Here is a 21,381-nt window from a genome sequence, read left to right on the forward strand (position 1 = left end):
GCGGGTCAGGCGGTGCGTCGGGGCCATAGATGGTGCACATTCGTGGTCGCCATGGCCGCCAGGTCCTCGGCCAGTTCGTCGGCCAGGTCGTGGGCGCGGTCGGCGTTCCGGGCGGCCGCCTCGCCCGCGTGACGCAGCTTGACCCGGCGGGCGACATCCGTGAGATCCCACAGGTTCTCGCCCGTGACGGAGACGCCCTTCGCGCCGGACCGACGGGTGCGGCCGCGCACCAGCAGTTGGCCGGTGTGGAACACCGGGCCGCCGATGCGCTCCTGGGCGTCGTGGAAGAACACGACGTTCGAGACCGGTCCGGTGCCGTCGTCGAGGCTGACGAAGACCACCCGGCGCCCGTTTCGCATCGGCGGCGTGTTCGTGGCTCGGCGCACCCCGGCCAGGAGCACCTCGGTGCCGCCGGGCAGGTTGATCAGCTCGGAGGCCGGCGTAACGCCCAGCTCCGTGAACAGCGGGTAGAACCGGGCCATCTGGTGCCCGGACACCGCCAGGCCCAGATCCCTGAGTTCGAGGTCGGTCTGGCTGCGGCCGCGCAGCTCGAGCGAGGTCACCGCGTTGAACCGGGACCCCTCGTATTCGAGCACCGGCAGAGGCACGTCGAAGGCGAGCTGGTCGTCGTGGATGGTGACCGCTGTGCCGCGGAGAGACTGGATGTGGGCGAGCAGCTCGTGCCGACGGGTGCGGTCGTACCCGATGAAGCTGTCGAGCGCTCCCACCCGGGCGAGCGCCTCGAACGTGCTGCGCCGCGGGCGCACCCGGTCCCGGAAGTCCTGCAGCGAGGTGAACGGCTGGTGGCGCACGATGCGGGCGCGTTCGGCGGCCGTGCAGCCGGAGAGTTCCGGCAGGGCGAGACGGATGCCGCGCCGGCCGCCGTCGGACTGCTCGCCGTCGATCTGCTCCACCCGGTAGTCGAGGGCGCTGTGTTGCACGTCCAGGCCCAGTACCGGCACGCCGAGCAGCCGAGCCTCGGCCACGATCAGGTCTTTCGGCCACATACCGGGGGCGTGGGTGAGGAGTCCGGCCAGGAACACCGCGGGGTGGTGGGTCTTGAGCCAGGCGGACTGGTAGGTGGGCAGGGCGAACGCCGCCCCGTGCGCCTTGGCGAAACCGAAACTGCCGAACCCGGCGAGCACCGTCCAGGCGCGGTCGATCACGGCGGGGGTGAACCCGCGCTCGAGGGCACGCATCCGCACGTACTCCTCGATCCGGGCAAGCTGCTCCGGTTTGCCAAGGTGGCGGCGGAAGACATCCGCTCGGCCGAGCCCGCAGCCGGTGAGTTCGTCGAACAGTCGCATCACCTGCTCGTGGAAGATCACCACACCCTGGGTCTCCCGGAGGAACGGCTCGAACCGAGGGTGGATGTAGTCGGGCATCACCTCCCCATGCCGGGCCTGAAGGTATTTCAGGGGCATGTTGTTCTGCATCGGCCCGGGCCGGAACAGGGAGATCTCCACGGTGAGGTCGTTGAACACCTCGGGCTGCAGCTTGCCGACCAGCTCCATCTGGCCGGGAGATTCGATCTGGAAGATGCCGAGGGTGCGAGTGGAGCGGATCAGTTCGAAGGTGTCCGGGTCGTTCAGTGGGATTCGGTCGAGGTCAATGGTCTCGCCCGACAATCGGTGATGTTCCTCGACGGCGTGGGCCATGGCCGACTGCATGCGCACACCGAGGATGTCCAGCTTGATCAGGCCCATCGGGTCCATGTCGTGCTTGTCGAACTGGGACATGGGCAGCCCCATGCCGGACGCCTGCACCGGGGTGCGGTCGAGCAGGGAGGCGTCGGAGAGGATGACGCCGCAGGGGTGCACGGAGATGTGCCGGGGAAGCCGGTCGAGTTTGGCGGTCAGGTCGACCAGCAGGTCGAGCTGCGAGGAGGCGCGCACCTCGGCGGCCAACGGCTCGAGCTCGGGCTTCTCGGCCAGGGCGCGGCGGAAGTCGCGCGCGTTGAAGCGCCACATCTGCTTGGCCACCGCGGCCACCTGCTCGTGATTCATGCCGAGGGCCAGGCCGGCGTCGCGCACGGCCCCGCGGCCGCGGTAGGCGTTCGTCATGGACATCAGCGACACCCGATCGCTGCCGAAGGTGTCGAAGAGCGTGCGATAGACGTCGTGCCTTCTGGCGGACTCGACGTCGAGGTCGATGTCGGGCAGGGTCTGCCGCTCGGGGGAGAGGAACCGCTCCCAGAGCAGCCCGTTGGAGATGGGCTCGACGGAGGAGGTGTGCAGGGCGTAGTTGAGCACCGAGCCCACCCCGGACCCGCGTGCCTGGATGCGGATGCCCATCTCCCGGATGATGTCCGCCACCCGGGCGACGGTGAGGAAGTAGCCGGCGAAACCGAGGTGCTCCACCGTCTTCAGCTCGTGCACGAGACGTGCGTGCGCAGCATCCGCCAGCGACCGGCCCGCCGGCGACGTGACGGGGTAGCGGTCGTCGATGCCGGCCCGGGCCCGGGCGTGCAGCTCGGTCAGCGGGTCGCCGCTGACGCCGATGATGCGTGCCTCCGGCATGCGCGGGCGACCCAGGCCGATGTCGGAGTCCGGGTCGAGGCTGCACCGCTCGGCAAGCTGCTCGGTGTCGCGGAACAGTCGGTCGACGGCGCCGTCGTCGTGCAGCCCGGCGTCGACGACCATGCGCGCCACCTGCCTCATGGCGACTTCGGGTTTCAGCCAGGCCTGGCCGTTGGTCTGCAGCTGCTCCAGGTTCGCCAGCGCCGTCAGGGTGCGGGCCGCGTCGGCCAGGTCGGCGGTGACGGCCTCGTCGGGGGTTCCGTAGCGCACGGCGTTGGTGAGCACGGCGGGCAGCGCGGCGTGCTCGAAGAGGGCGAGCATGCGGGTGGCCGGCGTCACGCTGCCGGGAGTCCCCGGCGCCGCCAGATGGCAGACGATTTCACCCACCACCGACTGCGGCGGCAGGGCGCGCAGCCACGCGGTGAGGCAGGCCCCGGCCGCGTCGGTGTCGCGGCGCTCGACCGATTGGCCCACATCGGAGGTAGGGCCGAGCAGCACGGTGAGGCAGCGCAGTCCGGCCAGCTCGGCGAGGTGCGAGCGGGCGATGCTGGGGCGCCCCGACGCGCTGTGCGCGGCGCTGTTGTGGGCGGCGCTGACCGCGCGGCAGAGGGCCGCATAGCCACGACCGTTCATATCACCATGGGCGAGCACCACGATCCGGCCCAACGGATGCCCGTCGTCGTCGTGCACCGCGAGGTCGGCGCCCAGCCCCGGCCGGATACCCGCGGCCGCGCAGGCGCGCACGTGCTTGACCGCGCCGTAGAGACCGTCCCGGTCGGTGAGGGCCAGGAAGGAGCCGTTCTGCGCCTGCGTCTGCTCCACCAGCGCCTGGGGGAGTGTGACCCCGAAGTGCGTGGAGTAGGCGCTCGCGACGTGGAGGTGTGCGAACATGTGTGTACTCCTCTGGCGGGCAGGTCGACGGGTGATAGATAGAACAAATGTTCGATGTAGGGAGTGTACGTCACACGGCCGACACGCGCTACCGGCAGTCTGGCTAGGCTTGGTGGCTCAGCCGTCGTTCGCCTCGTTTGGAGATCCCCATGACCACGCCCACTTCGTCCTGGACGGACTATCTCGGCCGGGCCGCCATCCGCTCCGGTCAGGCCCTGCTGGTCCTCGCCCTGCTGGTGGTGGCCATCTACGGGATCACGCAGCTCAAGCTGGTCTTCACCCCGCTCCTGATCGCCCTGATCGTGGCGTCGGCGCTGCGCCCCTTCATGCGGTTCCTGCTGGCCCGCGGGGCGAACGAATCCCTTGCTGCGGCGATCACCCTGATCTTGAGCGTCGCGGTCTTCGGTGGCGTCGTCACCCTCGTGGTGTTCGGCATCCGCGGCGAGTGGGACACCCTCTTCACCTCGGCCAGCGAGGGGCTCGACAGCCTGCAGGAACTGCTCACCAGCGGCACGCTGCCGATCGATTCCGCTCAGATCGATTCGGTGCGCGAATCGGTCATCGACTTCGCCACCAGCAGCCAGTTCGGGTCCGGGGCCCTGGTCGGGGTCTCCGTGGCCGCCGAGATCGTGGCCGGCGTGGTGCTCGGCCTCGTCGTGCTCTTCTATTTCCTGAAGGACGGCCCCCGCATTTGGAGCTTCCTCATCCAGCCGCTCGCCGGCAAGCGGCACGAGCGGGCCGTACGCGTCGGCGTGAGCAGCGTCGAGGTATTCGGCAACTACGTGCGCGGCACGGCGATCGTCGCGTTCGTCGACGCCCTGTTCATCGGGATCGGACTGTGGATCCTGCAGGTTCCGCTGGCGCTGCCGCTCGCCGTCATCGTCTTCGTCGGCGCGTTCATCCCCATCGTCGGGGCGACGGCCGCCGGCATCCTGGCCGCACTGGTGGCCCTCGTCACGAACGACCTGACCACCGCCATCATCGTGGTCACGATCGTGGTCGCAGTCAACCAGCTCGAGGGCAACTTCCTGTCCCCGGTGGTGCTCGGCAAGTCACTGCGCCTGCACGGCCTCGTGATCCTGCTGGCACTGACGGCCGGCACGATCCTGGGCGGCATCGTCGGCGCGGTCATCTCGGTGCCGATCGCCGCCGTGGGCTGGGCCGTCATCAAGGCCTGGAACGCTCCCACGCCGCCAGTTCCGGTCGCGTCGGTTCCGGTGCCGCCGGTCGCGCCGGTTGAATCGGCCCCGCCTGCCCCGCCGCTCGGGGCGGCCGGCGCGACACCCTAGCCGATGCGCGCCAGGTTCGGTGTTGAACCAATTCGACGGAGATTCTCGTTCACAACTGCCTTTTCGGAGTTTTCAGGGCCGATTCGGGCAGAATCTCCGTCGAATTCGTTCGGGCGAGCGGTGATCAGCTGAAGGCGGAGATGCCGGTCACGGCCCGGCCGACCAACAGCGCGTTGATCTCGTAGCTGCCCTCGTAGGAGTAGATCGCCTCGGCGTCGGCGAAGATCTTGGCCATCTCGTACCGGGTGCTGATGCCGTTGCCGCCGAGCAGACCGCGGCCCAGGGCCACCGTTTCGCGCATCCGGGTCGTGCAGGTCGCCTTCGCGAGGGCCGCCTGGTCCATCGTGAGCCGCCCGCTCTCCTGCAGTCGCGCCATCTGCACCATCAGCGACAGCGACAAGGTGGCGTTGCCGATCATGCGGGAGAGCTGCTCCTGCACCAGCTGGAAGGATGCGATGGGCATGCCGAACTGGCGCCGCTCCAGCGCATAGGCGCGGGCCACGTCGAAGGCGGCGAGCTGCTGGCCGACCGCCTGCCACGACACCCAGATCCGCGAGTTCCGGAGCAGCACGTTCGTGTCCTGAAAGCTCCGGCTGCCCGGCAGCCAGTTCGTGTACGGGATCCGCACCTCCGTGAGGGTGATGTCGGCGTTCTGCACGATCCGCACCGCGATCTTGTTCTCGATCGGGGTGGCCGTGAACCCGGGCCGCTCCGTCTCGACGATGAATCCTTTGATCTGCCCGTCCGCGGTGTCCCGGGCCCAGACCAGCACGTAGTCGGCCATGGCGCCGTTGCCGATCCAGCGTTTGGTGCCGTTGAGCACCCACTCGTCGCCGCTGCGGGTGGCCGTGGTCTCCATCATGCGGGAGATGTCGGAGCCGTGTTCCGGTTCCGTCAGGGCGAAGGCCCCGATCTTATCCAGGGCCAGGAGGCCCGGCAGCAGACGTTCCCGCTGCTCGGGTGAGCCGAGCTCGTCGATGGCGGCGGCGAACAGCTCGTGGTGCACGCCGTAGAACGTGGAGATCGAGGTGTCGGCCCGGGTCAGCTCCATCTGCAGCAGACCGGTGAGCAGATGGCTGGTCGCGGCAGCACCGGTCGCGGCGAGGTTCTGCGCGGCGAGGCGGGGCAGCAGCTCGAACGGGAACGCGGCGCGGTTCCAGTAGTCCACGGCGAGAGGGCGCACCTCGGCCTGATAGAACGATCGCGCCGCGGCCAGCCGCGCGCGCTCACCCGGGGTGAGCAGATCGGTGACGAAGATCAGGTCGGCGTCGACGTAGGGCACCTCGCCCAGCCCGGGCCCCATTCCGAGCCCCAGCTCCTGCTCGCCGAGCGGCGCGAAGAACGCGGCGACGGATGCCTCCGTCACCTCGCCGAGGCCGGCCGGCGACCACCGGGGGCTGTGGTCCTTGTCGATCACCTGGGCCCGGATGCCCTCCTGCAGCTCGCTCCGCTGCAGGAAACGGAGCGTCACCCGGTACTCCTGATCGAGCGCCTCGTCGAGGCTCGGGAGCCGCCGGGCCCGGCGCAGCGAGGCCAGGGTGACCGCGAGTGCGGTCGGCGACCTCGTGAGGATGAGGGCGGCGGCGTCGCGGGCGGCTTCCACCGGGGAACGCCGCAGGGCGGCGACGATCTCGCCCACGTCATCGGACGCGTAGCACTCGTCGATCCAGTGCCGCTGGGCGAGGAGGACGGAGGGCGGGGGAGTCTCGGCCAGGGCGCGCACCGCCTCGGCCGCGTCGGTCTCGGCCAGGGTGCGGACCAGGGCAGGGAGCCGGTCGCTCGGCACGAAGTGGTCGGCCAGGCCCAGTGCGATGGCGTCGGACCCGGAGACCAGGGCGGCGGTCAGGGCGAGGTGGGTGCCGAGCTCACCGGGGGCATGGGACAACAGCCAGCTTCCGCCGACGTCGGGTACGAAGCCGATCGCGGTCTCCGGCATCCCCAGCCGCGTGCGCTCGGTCACGATCCGGGTGTTCGCATGGCCGGAGACGCCGACCCCGCCGCCGAGCACGACGCCGTCCATCACGGCCAGGTACGGTTTGGCGAACCGGTGGATCTGCGCGTTCAGATGGTACTCGTCGGCGAAGAACCGGGCGGCCTCGGCGTCAGCGTCCGCTCGATCGTCCGCGCCCGCGTCCGCGTCCGCACTGCGGTAGATCGCCACGATGTCGCCCCCGGCGCAGAGGCCCCGGTCGCCGCTACCGGTCAGCAGAACGGTCTCGACCTGACCGTCGACGGCCCAGTCGGTCAGCACCGCGGACATCCGTCGGATCATCGCGTGGGTCAGGGCGTTCAGGGCCGCCGGGCGGTTCAGGATGATCTGGGCGAGCCGCCCGTCGCGGCGCAGCAGAATGTCCGGCCGGTCATCCATGAGCTCGAGCATGGACCCCACGCTACCGGCACAGACTCAGATCGTTCGGAAGCGACTCCGCAGCGACTCAGAAGCGGGCGAGCTGCTCCGCCTTGTTGGCGTCGAATTCGGCGTCGGTGACGGTCCCCGTGGCGCGCCGGCCCGGGCGATGGCCATGGCGAGTTTGATCGTGAGCACGTTCGCGTTGACGTCGCGGGCGCGGCCTCGCTGGCGGCCCGGCTCGACGTGGACCTGGAACGGATGCGCAGCAACCTCGACCTCACCGACGGCCTGGTGTTCAGCGAACGGGTGACCACCCTGCTCGCGGAGGTCCTCGGCAAGGCCGCCGCGTTCGCCCTCGTGCAGCGCGCGTCGGAGGAGTGCTACCGCACCAACCGCCCGCTGCGGGTGGTGCTCTCCGCCCTGATCACCGCCGGGGGACATCCCGAGGAGCTCCGATCGCGGGCCTGGTCCGCGTTCGATGACGACCTCAGCCTCAGGCAGACGGACGCCGGAATCGACCGGGTGCTCGCCCGGTACCTCGAATCCACCGCGAGCAAGGGGACCTCACTATGACCCAGCCCATTATCCGCGGCACGGTCACGCCGGCACCGGCACCGGCCTCAGCCCCGCCGCCCGGCAACCGGTCACCGTCGCTGAGGTCGCCGACGTTGTGATCACCCTGGTCGACTTGGTCGGCGGGGGAGCCTTCCACTACGCCGGGGTGTCGTTCGGCGGCGCTGTCGGACTCGAACTGGCCCTGCACCACCCCGGAGACGGCGGATTTCCAGGACTTCATCACCCGCTATGTCTGGGGGGAGATCTGGACCAGGCCCGGCCGCGATCGGCGCACCCGCAGCTTCCTGACCCTGGCCTGCCTGGTGACCGGCGGCCACGAACATGAACTGGGCATGCACGTGCGCGCGGCCCTGACCCAGGGGCTGACCCGCGCGGAGATCAGCGAGGCCATCCTGCACACCGCGATCTACGCGGGGGTGCCGGCGGCGAATTCCGCTCTGGCGGTGGCACGCGATACCTTCAAGACGATCGACATCGGCACCACGAACTGAAGCTGAAGGACCACTCCATGGACAAGACGTACTCCTCCGCCGCGGCTGCCGTCGCCGACATCCCGGATGGGGCCTCCCTCGCCGTCGGCGGCTTCGGCCTGGTCGGCGTCCCGATCCTGCTGATCCGGGCGCTCCTGGCCCAGGGCAGCACCGACCTCCGGGTCGCATCCAACAACTGCGGCGTCGACGGCTGGGGGCTCGGCGAACTGCTGCGGGAAGGGCGGATCAGCCGGGTGATCGCCTCCTATATCGGCGAGAACAAGGACTTCGCCCGCCGCTATCTCGGCGGTGACATCGAGGTGGAACTGACCCCGCAGGGCACCCTGGCCGAGCGGCTCCGGGCCGGCGGCAGCGGAATCCCCGCCTTCTACACCGCCAGCGGCGTCGGCACCATGGTCGCCGAGGGCGGGCTGCCCTGGCGCTACGGGCCGGATGGGTCGGTGACGGTGTCGTCGCCGCCCAAGGAGACCCGCACCTTCGCGTCGCTCCGCGGCGGGGAGAAGGAGTACGTGCTCGAGGAGGCCATCGTCACCGACTTCGCCCTCGTTCGCGCGGCGAAGGGCGACCGGCACGGCAACCTCGTGTTCGAGAAGTCGGCCCGCAATTTCAACCCGGTCGCCGGCATGGCCGGCCGCATCACCATCGCCGAGGTCGACGAGCTGGTCGAGCCGGGGGAGCTCGATCCGGATGCCATCCACCTCGCCGGTATCTACGTGCACCGCATCGTGGCGCTCTCCGGCGCCGAGGCCGCCGACCTGCCGATCGAGAAGACCACCACCCGGCCGCGGCCCGTCGCATCCGTCGTATCCGTCGCATCCGTCGCAAAGGACAGCTGATCATGCCGTTGACCCGCAATGAAATGGCCGCGCGCGCCGCGCAGGAGCTCACCCCCGACAGCTATGTCAACCTCGGGATCGGGCTGCCCACGCTGATCCCCAACTTCCTGCCGGAGGGGGTGGACGTCATCCTGCATTCCGAGAACGGGGTGCTCGGGGTGGGACCGTACCCGTGGGAGGGCGAGGAGGACCCGAAGCTGATCAACGCCGGCAAGGAGACCATCACGGTCAACCCCGGTGCCAGCTACTTCGACTCCGCGCAGAGCTTCGGCATGATCCGCGGCGGAATGATCGATGTGGCCGTGCTTGGCGCGATGCAGGTCTCCGCCACCGGCGACATCGCCAACTGGGCCGTGCCCGGCAAGATGATCAAGGGTATGGGCGGTGCGATGGATCTCGTGCACGGCGCCGACACCGTGATCGTCGTGATGGAGCACACTGCGAAGAACGGCGACTTCAAGATTGTGAACGAGTGCGGCCTGCCGCTGACCGGCAAGCGCGTCGTGACCCGCATCATCACCGACCTGGCCGTGATCGACGTGACGCCGGAGGGTCTTCTGCTGCGCGAGATCGCGCCGGGACTCACCGTGGCCGAGGTGCAGGCCGCCACCGAGGTGCCGCTGCTCGTGCCGGGGACGCCGACCGTCATCCACACGCTCCTCTCCGCTCCGAACACGGTGGCCGCATCGTGAGAGACGTCGTCATCTACGAACCGCTACGCACCCCGATCGGCCGGTTCGGCGGCGTCTTCAGGGCGGTCGCGCCGGCCGACCTGACGCGGCCGTGATCACGGCGCTGATCGAACGCACCGGAATCGACGGGGCCGTGGTCGACGACGTGATCCTCGGCCAGGGCTATCCCACCGTGGAGGCCGCCTCCGTGGCGCGCGTCGCCGCACTGAACGCCGGCCTGCCCGTGACGGTCGGCGGCGTGCAGGTGGACCGGCGATGCGGCTCAGGGCTACAGGCCATCCTCGACGCGGCTATGCAGGTGCAGACCGGTGTCAGCGACGTCGTCGTCGCCGGCGGGGTCGAATCGATGAGCCAGGCTCCGTTCCACACCGTCGACTCCCGCTTCGGTGTGGGCGGCGGCGCCGGAATCCTGCTCACGGACGCGCTCAGCCGCGGCCGCGAGACCGCCGGCGGGCGCCGCTACCCGGTACCCGGCGGCATGCTCGAAACCGCCGAGAACCTGCGCCGCGAGTACGGCATGGGCCGCACCGAACAGGACGACCTGGCTCTCCGGTCGCAGGCGCGGGCATGCGTCGCCGTGGCCGAGGGCCGGTTCGACGACGAGATTGTGCCGGTCACGGTGCCGGGCCGCACGGGCCCCGTCGTGGCCTCCGCCGACGAAACTCCGCCGACGAAACTCCGCGGGCCGACAGTAGCCTGACGGCTCTGGCCGGCCTCCGCCCGATCCTGCTGGAGACGGACGCCGACGCCACCGTCACCGCCGGAAACGCCAGCGGCCAGGGGCTCGCCGCCATCTTCGAGCGGGTGTAGGGAGCCTGTCTCGCGCACGGGTTAGGCGCCCGGGCCCCGATAGGGCAAGCTGGTGGAGAGCATTGGGGGATGCCATCACCAAGCCCACCACCCGTCGTCGTGCGCTGCTCGCACTCGGCGTCGCCGCAGCCGTCGTGCTGAGCGGCTGCACCGCGGGCCGGAACAGCGTCGACCAGAACAGCACGCCGATCGCGGCGGACATCGCCGGGCAGCTGGACGCGGCCGTGGGCGAGGCGATGGCGCTATCGGGTTCCTCCGGCGCTCTGGTCGGGGTCTGGTCCGCCGCCGGCGAATGGACCGTCGCGCACGGCACGACGGAAATCGGCGGTTCCGCCCCGATGACCGGCGGGATGCACTTCCGCATCGGCACCAACACCACGGCCATGACCTGCACGGTGCTGCTCCGGTTGGTCGACGAGGGAACCGTGACGCTCGACGACCCGGTCTCCACCTACCTGCCCCGCCTCGTCGGTGTGGCGGGCGTGACGCTCGGCCAGCTCTGCCAGGGCACTTCGGGGCTTGGGTCCTACAGTCCCGTTCTGGCCGGGGAGTTCGTGCACAACCCCCTGCGCACCTGGCCGGCGATGGAACTCGTCTCCCAGGGGCTGGCCACGCCCCGAACCGGTGCTCCGGGCAGCGTGTGGGGTCCCTCAAACACCGGAATTGTGCTGCTCGGGATGGCGCTCGAGCGGGCCACGGGCCGGCAGTGGGCGGCGCTCTACGATGAGTACATCTTCCATCCGCTCGGTCTGCACGACACCTCATATCCTCACGCCGGCGATGTGGACCTCCCCGCACCACACTCGCACGGCTACGCCGCCGCGGTGGGCGCCGACGGTCCGGTGTGCACGGCCATCACCGACAACACCCTGCTCTCCAATTCGATGAGCGGCGTGGCGGGCGGTGTCGTTTCGACGCTGGCCGACATGAGGACCTGGGCAGGCGCTCTCGCCGCGGGTGGTCTCTTGTCCGAGTCGTCGGCGAGCGCCCAGTGGGACACCGTGAACGAAGACGTGACGACGCCGTCGTGGCAGCGCTACGGCCTCGGCGCGGAGCAGGTCGGGCCCCTCCGCGGGCGCACCGGATCGATCCCCGGATTCATCTCGGCGACCCTGGCGGATCCGGACCAGACCATGACCGTGGTGGTCATGCTGAACAACTCGAGCGCGGGTGACCAGTTCGCCCTGACACTGGCCCGTCAGCTGGCCGCCATCATCGCCGAGGCGCCGGCTGGACGCGGGAACGAACCGTCGGTTGCGCTGCCCTGGACGGTTGCGCAGACCCGAGCCGAACTGGCTGCCGAGGCGGCCTGCCCGACTGTGGCAGAGATCGTCGGTTAGCTGAGTGGGCCGTAACCGTTCGGTGGTGTCGCTCGCCGGGCCCGCCGCGCGCCGCGGAACGGGGATGACCCTCGGTCGAGGTCGCGGGAGCCCGTGTACAGGCAGGCCACGCAGCGTGTGCGGTGGATCAGCTCGAGACCCCTGGCAGCCACCACGAGAATACGACCCGCGAGAGGGGCCGAACGGGACTCCGGGGCTGCTCAGCGGGCCTCGGCCTCAGATTTTTTAGCCCTCGATGCTCCGGGAACAGTGGAGTACGTTTCTCGTTCCGCTTCCGCGCGTAATCTGAATGTGTGAATTCAGCAGGAACGACTGACCGAAGCGGCGTGAATGAGAACGACGCGAACCCTGGCGAGGGTGCCGTCAACCAGGTGGCCACGGCGCCGCTCGACCTGGCCGCGCACGTTGCTGCCGTGTCGACCGGATCCTGCGGGGCCGTCGTGACCTTCATCGGCCAGGTGCGCGACCACGACCCCGACGCCGCCGGGCAGGTGACCGGCCTCGATTACAGCGCGCATCCGGATGCCGGTCGCATCCTGTCCGAGATCGTCGCCCGGTACTCCCGCGAGTACCCGCAGGTGAACCTGTCGGTCAGCCACCGCATCGGCCACCTCGACGTCGGTGACCTGGCCCTGGTCGCGGCCGCGGCAAGCGCCCACCGCGCCGTCGCATTCGAAGCCTGCGAACGCCTGGTGGAGACCGTCAAGCTCGAGGTGCCGATCTGGAAGAAGCAGTACGAGGTCGACGGGTCCACCGCCTGGGTGGGCCTGACCTGACCGGACCCGACGTGACCTGACGTGATCCGACCTGGTCTGATTCTGGAATAATTAACCGGACGTGTATCCTGTTTATTAGCGGCCGGCTCGGTCGTTCCACCGAGGAGGATTCATCCTATGACCGCCGAACCCATCACCCTGAGCAGCGCACACACCTGCAACTGCAACCATGACGACGCCGAGACCATCGTGCTCGACGGTCGCACCATCCCGCACGCGGTTCGCCACGCGGCCATTTTCGGCGCCCTGGAGGCCATCCAGCTCGGCTTCTCGCTGGACCTGATCGCCCCGCACGACCCGCTGCCCCTGCTGGCGCAGCTCGAGCAGGCACGCCCGGGAGCGTTCACCGTGTCGTACGTGGAGCGTGGCCCGGACGCCTGGCGCATCCGCTTCACCCGCGCCGCCTAGTCTCCCGAGATTCGACACCACCGTGCACGGCAACGGGCGACTGGCGTTTCTGCTGCTCGGCGGCCTCTCTCTGCTGGCCGGGCTCGACGGTGCGCTGCTCCTGTTGGGTTTCCCGGCGCCGGTCGTGACCGCACGCCTGGCGGATGTGCACGGACCCCTGATGGTCTTCGGGTTCGTGGGCACCGTCGTCGTGCTCGAACGGGCCGTCGCCGTGCGCCGGAACTGGGCCTACCTGTCGCCGGGGCTGCTGGGCCTCGGCGGCCTGTCACTCGTGTCGCCGCTTCCCCTGGTGGTCGGCCAGCTTGCCCTCGTGGCCGGGTCGGCCGTGTTGCTGGCCATCTACCGGGCGATCTGGCTCCGGCAGCCGTCGACGTCCGCCGCGGTGCAGGCACTCGGTGCCCTGCTCGGTCTCACGGCAACCGTGCTGTGGCTCGGCGGCGTGCCCGTGCCTGTCCTGGTGCCCGCGATGACGCTCTACCTGGTGCTCACGATCGCCGGTGAGCGGCTCGAACTCGCGCGCATCTCGCCCTCCGTCGACCACCGGGCCGAAATGCGGATGCTGGCCGCCGGCCTGTTCCTGACCCTCGGCACGGTCGTCGCTCTCGTCTGGCCCGGGGTAGGCTATCCGGTTCTCGGGCTCGGGCTGCTCGGTCTCGTCGCCTGGCTGTTCCGGCACGACGTGGCGACCCGGCTCATCCGCAGCACCGGCCTGCCCCGGTACATGGCCGCGTGCCTGCTGGCCGGCTACGGCTGGCTGCTCGTGGTGGGCGCCAGCTGGATCATCGTCGGCCCGAGCTTCTCCGGTCCCGGCTATGACGCCGTGCTGCACGCCGTCTTCCTCGGGTTCGTGATGTCGATGATCATGGCGCACGCCCCGACCATCCTGCCGGCCGTGCTGCGCCGGCCGCTGCCGTACCGGCCAGTGCTCTACCTGCCGGTGCTGCTGCTGCACGTCTCCCTGCTGGTGCGCATCCTGCTCGGTGACGCGCGCGACCTGCCGGCACTGGTGCAGTGGGGCGGCGTGGCCAACATCGTGGCCGTGCTCCTGTTCGTGCTGCTGGCCGTGATCTCGGTGGTGCGCGGCGTGCCGCGGCGCCAGCCAAACACCAAACTGAAAGTCACACCATGAACCGTCGACTGTGGCACCTCATCACCGGGCTCCTGACTCCGGCGTGGCTCCTTCTCACTCTCATCGCCGTGCTCATCCACCGCTTCATCCCTGTCGCGCCGTGGCTCATGGTGCACCTCCTGTTCCTGGGCGCCGTGAGCACCGCGATCCTGGTCTGGAGCCAGCACTTCGCCGACACCCTGCTCCGGCATCCGGCCCCCGGCGGCCGCGTCTCGCTCGGGGCGAGGCTCGGCGCGCACACCCTCGGAGCGGTGCTCGTGATCACCGGCATCGTCGGCGGCTGGTGGCCGGTCGTGCTTGCCGGCGGCATCCTGGTCGGCACGAATGCCCTCGCCCACGCCCTGCTGCTGTTCCGGCAGTCGCGGGGAGCGCTGCCGGGACGGTTCGCACCGCTCGTGCGCTACTACATTGCGGCCGGAATCGCGTTGGCCATCGGTGTGACCCTGGGCGTGCTGATGGCCCGAACCGATATCGATGGTGAGTCCGCGGAGCGGATGTACATCGCCCATATCGGGTTCAACCTGCTCGGCTGGGTCGGCCTGACCGTGATTAGCACGGTGGCCCTGCTCTGGCCGACTGTGCTGCACGCCCGGGTGCAGACGACGCGCGCCTCGGCCCGCGGAACCCTGCCTCTGTTCCTGGCCGGCCTCGCGGTGCTCGGGATCGGCCTGCTGATCGACCAGCGCCTGGTCGCCGCCGCGGGTGTTCTGCTCTACCTGGTCAGCCTCGGCCTGGTGCTGGTTGAGGCCCTGCGCCTGGCCAGGCAGTCCCCGGCCGTCACCTTCGCCGGTTGGAGCATCGGTGCCGCCCTCACCTGGTTCTTCGCCTGCGTGCTCGGGTTCGGCCTGATCGTGACGTTCGCACCGAGCTGGGTAGCCGCGACCGACCGGCTCGGGCAGCTCGTGCCCGTGTTCGCGGTCGGTTTCGCCGCGCAGATCCTGCTCGGAGCCCTCAGCTACCTGGTGCCGGTCGTGCTCGGCGGCGGACCCTCGGTCTCGAAGGCCACGGCCGCCCTGCTCGATCGTGGTGCCCTGTTCCGGGTCGTCGTCGTCAACGTCGGCCTGGTCCTCTATCTGATGCCGGTGCCCAGCCTGGTGAAGGTCACGGTCTCGCTGCTCGTCGTCGGCACGCTCGCCTCCTTCCTGGTCCTGATGCCGCGGGCGCTGCGGCAGAACCGCCGGCTCCGCCAGGCGACGGATGCGACGGCCCCGCCCGCCCCGCAGATTGCCGCGGCCCCGCCGCGCCGCACAGGTGCGACCATCACGGCCGTCGGCGCCCTGCTTCTGGCCGTATCCCTGGGGATCGCCATGGACCCGGCCGCCGCCGGAATCGCGAGCGGCGGGGCATCCGCCGACAGGGTGTCGACCGGCCACACGACCACGGTCGACGTCGTCATGAAGAACACGCGCTTCAGCCCGGACACCGTCGAGGTGCCCGTCGGCGACACCCTGGTGATCAACCTGACCAACGACGACGAGATGGTGCACAACCTCGTGCTCGCCACCGGCGTGGTCTCCGGTTCCGTCGCTCCCGGCACCAGCCGGCAGGTCGACGCCGGCATCGTGGGCGCCGACGTCGAGGGCTGGTGCTCCATCGCCGGCCACAAGGTCCTGGGCATGGTGCTCACGGTCGTGGCCGTCGGAGCCGAGCCTCAGTCCGGCGACGACTCCCCAACGATGGACCACGGCTCTGCGCCCGCCGGCGGCGCGTCCAGCGCGGCAGACGATCTCGATTTGATGCGTGAGCCCGACGCCGATTTCGTCGCCCGCGACCCGGCGCTGGGGGCGGCGGAGGCGGAGACCGTGCACACGTTGACCATGCGGGTGGAAGACGTGGAGACCGAGGTGTCTCCCGGCGTCACCCAGACCCTGTGGACGTTCAACGGCACAGCCCCCGGCCCGACCCTGCACGGCAAGGTCGGCGACGTCTTCGACATCACCTTCGTCAACGACGGGTCGATCGAGCACTCCATCGACTTCCACGCGGGTGCCCTCGCACCCGATCGGCCCATGCGCAGCATCAATCCGGGGGAGAGCCTGACCTATCGTTTCACCGCGACCCGCTCGGGGATCTGGCTCTACCACTGCGGCACGATGCCCATGTCGGTGCACATGGCGAACGGCATGTTCGGCGCCGTGATCATTGATCCACCCGGGCTTTCAGCGGTCGATCGGGAATACGTCCTGGTGCAGTCCGAGCTCTACCTCGGTGCGCAGGGCGGGGAGGCCGACGCCGACAAGGTGGCGGCGCAGTTCCCCGACCTGGTGGTCTTCAACGGCATCGCCAACCAGTACGGTGCCCGCCCGCTGACGGCGAAGGCTGGCGAGAAGGTGCGCATCTGGGTGCTGGACGCGGGCCCCAACGTGGGCAGCTCCTTCCACGTCGTGGGCGGCCAGTTCGACACCGTTTTCAAGGAGGGCGACTACCTGCTGCGTGATGGCGGCAGCACCGGCACGGGCGGCTCCCAGGTGCTCGACCTGGCCGTGGCCCAGGGTGGCTTCGTCGAGTTGACCTTCCCGGAGGCCGGCAGCTACCCCTTCGTCAGCCACATCATGTCTGATGCCGAGAAAGGCGCCCGCGGCGTCGTCCTGGTCAGTCCGTGATCTTTGTCCGAGTTTCCCCAAAAATGATTGTGTGCGGCGTGTCGCCGGTCAGGTGGAAGAAATGGGCGGCCCGTCGCCTCAGTCTGCTGTGTGAGGGTATTACACCGTTGGACAGGGTTTTTATTGTGGAATATCGTCACTGCGAGTTTGGTGAAGTGATTAGAAATGTCACTCATACTTTTAATCCTGTGGTAGCTTTCAACCACCCCGCGTGACCTATCCGGGGGAGGAACCGTGACAGGTGGCAGCACCTGCTTCCGCGCCCTTGAATCACGCAACATGGAAAGGGGCCCACCGTGGTCCGATTGAGAGCCGGTGCAGGAAAACTGCGATCGGAGTTGATGGTTTCCAAAGGATGGTTGCAGGGCGTAGCCCTGGTAATGGTCTTCGGTTTCGCCGTGATGGGCTTCCTGGCCTTGAGGACCTATACGGACTCGATGCCCCAGCCCAAGCAGGTCGTCGACTCGCAGGGTGAGGTTGTCTTCACGACGGCCGACATCACCGCGGGCCAGCAGACCTTCGTGCGGCGCGGCCTGCAGCAGTATGGCTCGATCCTGGGTCACGGCGGCTACCTCGGACCGGACTATACGGCCGACTACCTGCGGCGCTCCTCGACCGAGGTGCTCGAGGCCCTGACCGCGTCCGGTGTGCAGGACCCACAGGGTGCCCTCGTCGAGATGATGCGGACCAACCGCTACGACAAGGCCACCGGCGACCTCGAATTCACCGATCTGCAGATCGAGGCCTTCGACACGCTCAAGCAGCACTACGCCGATTTCTTCGGTTCCCCGACCACCCAATACGGTCTGATCCCGAATGCCATCACGGACTCGGCGGACATCCACGACCTGACCGCCTTCTTCGCCTGGACGTCCTGGGCAGCCTCTGCTGAGCGGCCCGGTCACAACTACTCGTACACGAACAACTGGCCGGCCGAGCCGCTCGTGGATAACGTTCCGACCGCCGACATCATCGTGTGGAGCGGCCTCTCGCTCGTGGCCCTGATGGTCGCCCTCGGCGCCCTCTTCGGCCTCTACGGCCGGTGGAGCAAGAGGATGGGCTGGCAGCACGGGGAAGAAACCCCGGCACTGTCCTTCCGACAGCCGGGGGAGGTGGCGGTGACACCCGCCCAGACCGCCACGGCCTGGTTCTTCTTCGTGGTGGCTTTGATGTTCCTGGCCCAGGCCTTCCTGGGTGCCGCCATCGAGCACTACCGGGTCGACCTGTCGAGCTTCTTCGGGGTCGACCTGGCTCAGCTGCTGCCGTTCAACCTCGCCCGAACCTGGCATGTGCAGCTCTCGCTGTTGTGGACGGCCACTTCGTTCCTGGCCGCAGGCATCTTCCTCGCCCCGTATATCTCCGGGCGTGAACCCAAACGTCAGCACTGGTTGGCCTACGGCTTGCTCGGCGCCCTCGCCCTGGTCATCGTCGGATCGTTCGTGGGTGAAGCCTTGAGCATCTTCGGCGTCGAGGCCGCGAAGGGCTCGCCGTTCTGGGACATGCAGTGGGAGTACATCGACCTGCCCAAGGTGTGGCAGGGCATGCTCGTCGTCGGACTCTTCCTCTGGATCGCGATCATCTACCGCGGCATCCGGGCGCGTCTGAAGTCTGAGCACCGCTTCAACCTGCCGTGGCTCTTCTTCTACGCCGGTCTCGCGATCCCCGCGTTCTACGCCGTCGGAATGCTCGCCGGCACCGAGGTTCACCTGAGCGTCGCCGAGTTCTGGCGCTTCTGGGTGGTGCACCTCTGGGTTGAGGACTTCCTGGAACTGTTCACGACCGTGATGGTGGCCTACATCTTCGTCATGCTCGGGGTTGTGCACCGCAAGATCGCGATGCAGATCATCCTGCTCGACGTCATCCTGTATTCCGCCGGTGGCATCCTCGGCACCATGCACCACCTGTACTTCTCCGGAACCCCCGTCGAGCACATGGCGCTGGGAGCCTTCTTCTCCGCCCTGGAAGTCATCCCGTTGACCTTCCTGACGATCGAGGCCTGGAGCTTCCTTCAACTCGGTGCCCGGCAGGAGTCGCGTAGTTCGGCTCCGTTCCCGCACCGCTGGGCCGTGATGTTCCTTGTCGCGGTCGGCTTCTGGAACTTCCTGGGTGCCGGCGTCTTCGGATTCCTGATCAACCTGCCGATCGTCTCGTACTACGAGATCGGTACCGCGCTGACGGCCAACCACGCCCACGCGGCGATGATGGGCGTGTACGGAATGATGGGCGTCGGTCTGTCGCTCTTCGCCCTGCGCTACCTGATCCCGGCCGAGCGCTGGCCGGACAAGCTCGCCAAGATCTCGTTCTGGTGCCTCAACATCGGCCTGGCCTGGATGACGTTCGCAACGCTGCTGCCGCTCGGCGTCATTCAGCTCTGGCACTCCATCAACGACGGTTACTTCGAAGCCCGCAGCCTCAACTTCATCAACGAGCCCGGCAACGCCGTTCTCGAATGGCTGCGGATGCCCGGTGACATCGTCTTCATCGTCGGAGGCGTGATGCCGTTCGTCTGGATCACCTGGCTTGGGGTTCGCTACCGCATCAAGGCAACCACCCACGACGTGCCGATGGAGGCTTTGTTCGTCGAGGCGGTCCCCACCGGCGCGACGGTCACCGGCGGCGCGGAGCCGACATCCGGATATTCCTCGGACTACCGCTCCACCGGCACCGGAGAGCTCGGTGGGGACCGCCCGGGCGGCGGCGTGTGATGGCGTCCATCAATCCGGAGGTCTGGTTCGCGCTTGTCTACGGCGGCTTCCTGCTGGCCGTAGCACACGTGCTGGACCTCCTGGCGAGACGCACCGGGGCGAAAACCACCGCCATGAGTTCGAGCGGGTTCGAGTACCACGAAAACCACGACGCCTGGAAGTGCCAGGAGGACCAGTGGCTCTGGCCGATCTCCTTCGATCCGGATAACCGGGTGACGCGATACCAGGCCAGCCCCACGGTCTGCAACCCCTGCCCGGTCAAGGACACCTGCACCACCTCGGATGCGGGCCGGCAGCTCGCGCGAAACATCGACCCCTGGCCCAGTTCGGAGGCAGAACGGTTCCATCGCGGGATCGCCTGCTCCGTCGTCGTGCTCGGGCTCATCTGGCCGCTGGCGTCCATGTTCCAGAACCGCACGGGCGTGGAATTGCTGATCCTGGGGTCAGCCTCGGCCGTCATCGCCGCCGGCAGTTGGCCGTTGTGGTCGCACCTGCGTCGCACGCCCGCTCGCTTTCCCGAGCATCTCAAGGTCGTAGGGCTCGACGAAAGCGTCGCGGCCCGCGCCGCCACGGCGGCGGTCGAGGCGCAGCGGCGCAGCGGCTACGGCAGCATCAGAAAAACGGGCCCGCGGCCGGTTCAAATCGAACCGTACGCGAGCGCCCGGGCGTCGGAGCAAACCGACGCCGATCCGGAAACGATGAAAGGAAACACAGTGAGCGCCTCATTCTCAGCCCGTTGGGCTGAACTGGAGACGGAGGCCGACCCGGGTCGTTCCGGCCCCGCCGTGGGCTGGAGCCGGAGGGGCAACTCGTGATGGCCTGGCAGATCGCGGCCCTGATCGTGGTGGCGCTGCTGCTCGTCTGGCTGGCAGCTTCCTTCAAGGTGCTGCAGGAATACGAGCGCGGCGTGGCGTTCCGATTCGGCCGGCTGGGCCCGGTGCGGGACCCGGGTGTGCAGATGGTGTTCCCCGGACTGGACAAGATGGTGCGGGTCGACCTCCGGATCGTGACCCTCACGATCCCGCCGCAGGACGTCATCACCAAGGACAACGTTCCGGCCCGGGTCAACGCCGTCGTCCTATTCCAGGTCACCGACCCGGTCCGTTCGGTGATGGCGGTCGAGAACCACGCCATCGCCACCTCCCAGATGTCGCAAACAACGCTGCGCTCGGTCGTGGGCCGCGCCGACCTCGACACCCTGCTCGCCCACCGGGCCGACCTGAACGAAGACCTCGCCCGCAACATCAATGCGCAAACCGAACCCTGGGGCGTGCAGGTGAAGGTCGTCGAAATCAAGGATGTCGAGATTCCGCAGGCGATGCAGCGTGCCATGGCCCGTGAAGCCGAAGCCGAGCGGGATCGCCGGGCGAAGATCATCAACGCCCACGGTGAACTGCAGGCGTCGGAGGAGCTGGGCCAGGCGGCGGAAATCCTGAGCCGCAATCCCGCGTCGCTTCAGCTGCGCTACCTGCAGACCCTGCTCGAGCTGGGCGCCGACCAGAAATCGACTGTGGTCTTCCCGCTTCCGATGGACATTCTCGGTCCGTTCCTCAACGGCAAGGTCACCCAGCAGGTGGCCCAGCCGAGCGCCGCACCCCCCGGTGCGGACACGGTTCCCCTGCCGGACCCGGCGGGGGCCGCCGCGGCCTTCGCCGCCGCCGTTGCGACCGCCGTTGCGGCTGCCGCAGCACAGACAACGGAGGTTTCTTCCTAATGGCCGACATCGTTTCACGCGACCGCGCCCTCAGCATCCGTCTGATGCTGATCGGAGCCTTCGCCGGCATCTTCGCACCCATCGCCGGGTTCCTCGGCGGCACGATCGTCGGAGTCGACCAGACGGTCGGCGGCCTGGAACCGCTCTTCGTCTGGCTCTTCGTGGGCATGATCGTCGGGATGTTCGGCGTGGCCATCGGTATTCTTGGCGCCCTGCGCTGGGTCAAGGGCGGGCACCACCTGGACTGACCTG

The 21,381-nt window shown here is 68.7% G+C and carries 17 protein-coding genes; 15 read left to right on the forward strand and 2 right to left on the reverse strand.

What is annotated here, in order from left to right:
* Window positions 1-5: 5 nt before the first annotated feature.
* Window positions 6-3,410 (reverse strand): DNA polymerase III subunit alpha, encoded by a 3,405-nt coding sequence (locus E3O54_RS09495; protein WP_134401473.1) that lies wholly within the window; start codon window positions 3,408-3,410, stop codon window positions 6-8.
* A 149-nt stretch (window positions 3,411-3,559) separates the two neighbouring features.
* On the opposite strand from E3O54_RS09495, the gene E3O54_RS09500 reads away from it, so the two are divergent.
* Window positions 3,560-4,699: an AI-2E family transporter gene (locus E3O54_RS09500; RefSeq protein WP_134401474.1), complete on the forward strand. Its 1,140-nt coding sequence runs from the start codon at window positions 3,560-3,562 to the stop codon at window positions 4,697-4,699.
* Window positions 4,700-4,823: 124 nt separating this feature from the next.
* On the opposite strand, the gene E3O54_RS16940 is transcribed toward E3O54_RS09500, so the two are convergent.
* On the reverse strand, window positions 4,824-7,079 hold the full coding sequence (locus tag E3O54_RS16940) for a 3-hydroxyisobutyryl-CoA hydrolase (protein ID WP_241976841.1): 2,256 nt from the start codon (window positions 7,077-7,079) through the stop codon (window positions 4,824-4,826).
* A 228-nt stretch (window positions 7,080-7,307) separates the two neighbouring features.
* Between E3O54_RS16940 and E3O54_RS09515 the strand changes: the two genes are divergently transcribed.
* The 14 genes from E3O54_RS09515 (at window position 7,308) to E3O54_RS09580 (ending at window position 21,377) form a co-directional block, all read left to right on the forward strand.
* Window positions 7,308-7,622 (forward strand): hypothetical protein, encoded by a 315-nt coding sequence (locus E3O54_RS09515; protein ID WP_134401475.1) that lies wholly within the window; start codon window positions 7,308-7,310, stop codon window positions 7,620-7,622.
* A 164-nt stretch (window positions 7,623-7,786) separates the two neighbouring features.
* The gene (locus tag E3O54_RS09520) at window positions 7,787-8,116 is read left to right on the forward strand and encodes a carboxymuconolactone decarboxylase family protein (RefSeq protein WP_134401476.1); all 330 of its coding nucleotides are present in this window, start codon (window positions 7,787-7,789) and stop codon (window positions 8,114-8,116) included.
* A 17-nt stretch (window positions 8,117-8,133) separates the two neighbouring features.
* Window positions 8,134-8,952: a CoA transferase subunit A gene (locus E3O54_RS09525; protein ID WP_104101391.1), complete on the forward strand. Its 819-nt coding sequence runs from the start codon at window positions 8,134-8,136 to the stop codon at window positions 8,950-8,952.
* A 2-nt stretch (window positions 8,953-8,954) separates the two neighbouring features.
* Window positions 8,955-9,644, forward strand: coding sequence for a CoA transferase subunit B (locus E3O54_RS09530; RefSeq protein ID WP_104101388.1), 690 nt, complete (start codon window positions 8,955-8,957; stop codon window positions 9,642-9,644).
* Window positions 9,645-9,735: 91 nt separating this feature from the next.
* Window positions 9,736-10,344, forward strand: a complete 609-nt coding sequence (locus E3O54_RS09535; protein WP_241976842.1) for a hypothetical protein — start codon at window positions 9,736-9,738, stop codon at window positions 10,342-10,344.
* 172 nt (window positions 10,345-10,516) lie between these two features.
* Window positions 10,517-11,794 carry a serine hydrolase gene (locus tag E3O54_RS09540; protein WP_134401477.1) on the forward strand — a complete coding sequence of 426 codons (1,278 nt, stop codon included), beginning with the start codon at window positions 10,517-10,519 and terminating at the stop codon, window positions 11,792-11,794.
* A gap of 326 nt (window positions 11,795-12,120) precedes the next feature.
* Window positions 12,121-12,570, forward strand: a complete 450-nt coding sequence (locus E3O54_RS09545) for a molybdenum cofactor biosynthesis protein MoaE (RefSeq protein WP_104101383.1) — start codon at window positions 12,121-12,123, stop codon at window positions 12,568-12,570.
* Window positions 12,571-12,687: 117 nt separating this feature from the next.
* Window positions 12,688-12,978 carry a DUF2249 domain-containing protein gene (locus E3O54_RS09550; protein ID WP_104101381.1) on the forward strand — a complete coding sequence of 97 codons (291 nt, stop codon included), beginning with the start codon at window positions 12,688-12,690 and terminating at the stop codon, window positions 12,976-12,978.
* A gap of 22 nt (window positions 12,979-13,000) precedes the next feature.
* Window positions 13,001-14,107 (forward strand): hypothetical protein, encoded by a 1,107-nt coding sequence (locus E3O54_RS09555; protein WP_233191430.1) that lies wholly within the window; start codon window positions 13,001-13,003, stop codon window positions 14,105-14,107.
* Window positions 14,104-16,710, forward strand: a complete 2,607-nt coding sequence (locus E3O54_RS09560) for a multicopper oxidase domain-containing protein (RefSeq protein ID WP_134401478.1) — start codon at window positions 14,104-14,106, stop codon at window positions 16,708-16,710. The genes E3O54_RS09555 and E3O54_RS09560 overlap by 4 nt, the downstream gene beginning before the upstream one ends.
* Window positions 16,711-17,051: 341 nt before the next feature.
* Window positions 17,052-19,415 carry a nitric-oxide reductase large subunit gene (locus E3O54_RS09565; protein ID WP_104101377.1) on the forward strand — a complete coding sequence of 788 codons (2,364 nt, stop codon included), beginning with the start codon at window positions 17,052-17,054 and terminating at the stop codon, window positions 19,413-19,415.
* Window positions 19,415-20,230 (forward strand): hypothetical protein, encoded by an 816-nt coding sequence (locus tag E3O54_RS09570; protein WP_174720207.1) that lies wholly within the window; start codon window positions 19,415-19,417, stop codon window positions 20,228-20,230. The genes E3O54_RS09565 and E3O54_RS09570 overlap by 1 nt, the downstream gene beginning before the upstream one ends.
* Window positions 20,230-21,129, forward strand: coding sequence for a slipin family protein (locus E3O54_RS09575; RefSeq protein ID WP_104101375.1), 900 nt, complete (start codon window positions 20,230-20,232; stop codon window positions 21,127-21,129). The genes E3O54_RS09570 and E3O54_RS09575 overlap by 1 nt, the downstream gene beginning before the upstream one ends.
* A complete protein-coding gene (locus tag E3O54_RS09580; RefSeq protein WP_104101372.1) occupies window positions 21,129-21,377 on the forward strand; it encodes a hypothetical protein in 249 nt (82 codons plus the stop codon). The genes E3O54_RS09575 and E3O54_RS09580 overlap by 1 nt, the downstream gene beginning before the upstream one ends.
* The last annotated feature ends 4 nt before the right edge of the window (window positions 21,378-21,381 follow it).

The sequence above is a fragment of the Cryobacterium sp. TMT2-4 genome, assembly GCF_004402575.1.
GTDB classification, from domain to species: Bacteria; Actinomycetota; Actinomycetes; order Actinomycetales; family Microbacteriaceae; genus Cryobacterium; species Cryobacterium sandaracinum.

What these genes read in the sequence shown, in the direction of transcription:
- E3O54_RS09525 (WP_104101391.1), top strand. Translation starts at nt 8,134, where the DNA reads ATGGACAAGACGTACTCCTCCGCCGCGGCTGCCGTCGCCGACATCCCG.
- E3O54_RS09575 (WP_104101375.1), top strand. Translation starts at nt 20,230, where the DNA reads ATGGCCTGGCAGATCGCGGCCCTGATCGTGGTGGCGCTGCTGCTCGTC.
- E3O54_RS09515 (WP_134401475.1), top strand. Translation starts at nt 7,308, where the DNA reads ATGCGCAGCAACCTCGACCTCACCGACGGCCTGGTGTTCAGCGAACGG.
- E3O54_RS09580 (WP_104101372.1), top strand. Translation starts at nt 21,129, where the DNA reads ATGGCCGACATCGTTTCACGCGACCGCGCCCTCAGCATCCGTCTGATG.
- E3O54_RS09565 (WP_104101377.1), top strand. Translation starts at nt 17,052, where the DNA reads ATGGTTTCCAAAGGATGGTTGCAGGGCGTAGCCCTGGTAATGGTCTTC.
- E3O54_RS09550 (WP_104101381.1), top strand. Translation starts at nt 12,688, where the DNA reads ATGACCGCCGAACCCATCACCCTGAGCAGCGCACACACCTGCAACTGC.
- E3O54_RS16940 (WP_241976841.1), bottom strand. Translation starts at nt 7,079, where the DNA reads ATGCTCGAGCTCATGGATGACCGGCCGGACATTCTGCTGCGCCGCGAC.
- E3O54_RS09495 (WP_134401473.1), bottom strand. Translation starts at nt 3,410, where the DNA reads ATGTTCGCACACCTCCACGTCGCGAGCGCCTACTCCACGCACTTCGGG.
- E3O54_RS09500 (WP_134401474.1), top strand. Translation starts at nt 3,560, where the DNA reads ATGACCACGCCCACTTCGTCCTGGACGGACTATCTCGGCCGGGCCGCC.
- E3O54_RS09560 (WP_134401478.1), top strand. Translation starts at nt 14,104, where the DNA reads ATGAACCGTCGACTGTGGCACCTCATCACCGGGCTCCTGACTCCGGCG.
- E3O54_RS09530 (WP_104101388.1), top strand. Translation starts at nt 8,955, where the DNA reads ATGCCGTTGACCCGCAATGAAATGGCCGCGCGCGCCGCGCAGGAGCTC.
- E3O54_RS09570 (WP_174720207.1), top strand. Translation starts at nt 19,415, where the DNA reads ATGGCGTCCATCAATCCGGAGGTCTGGTTCGCGCTTGTCTACGGCGGC.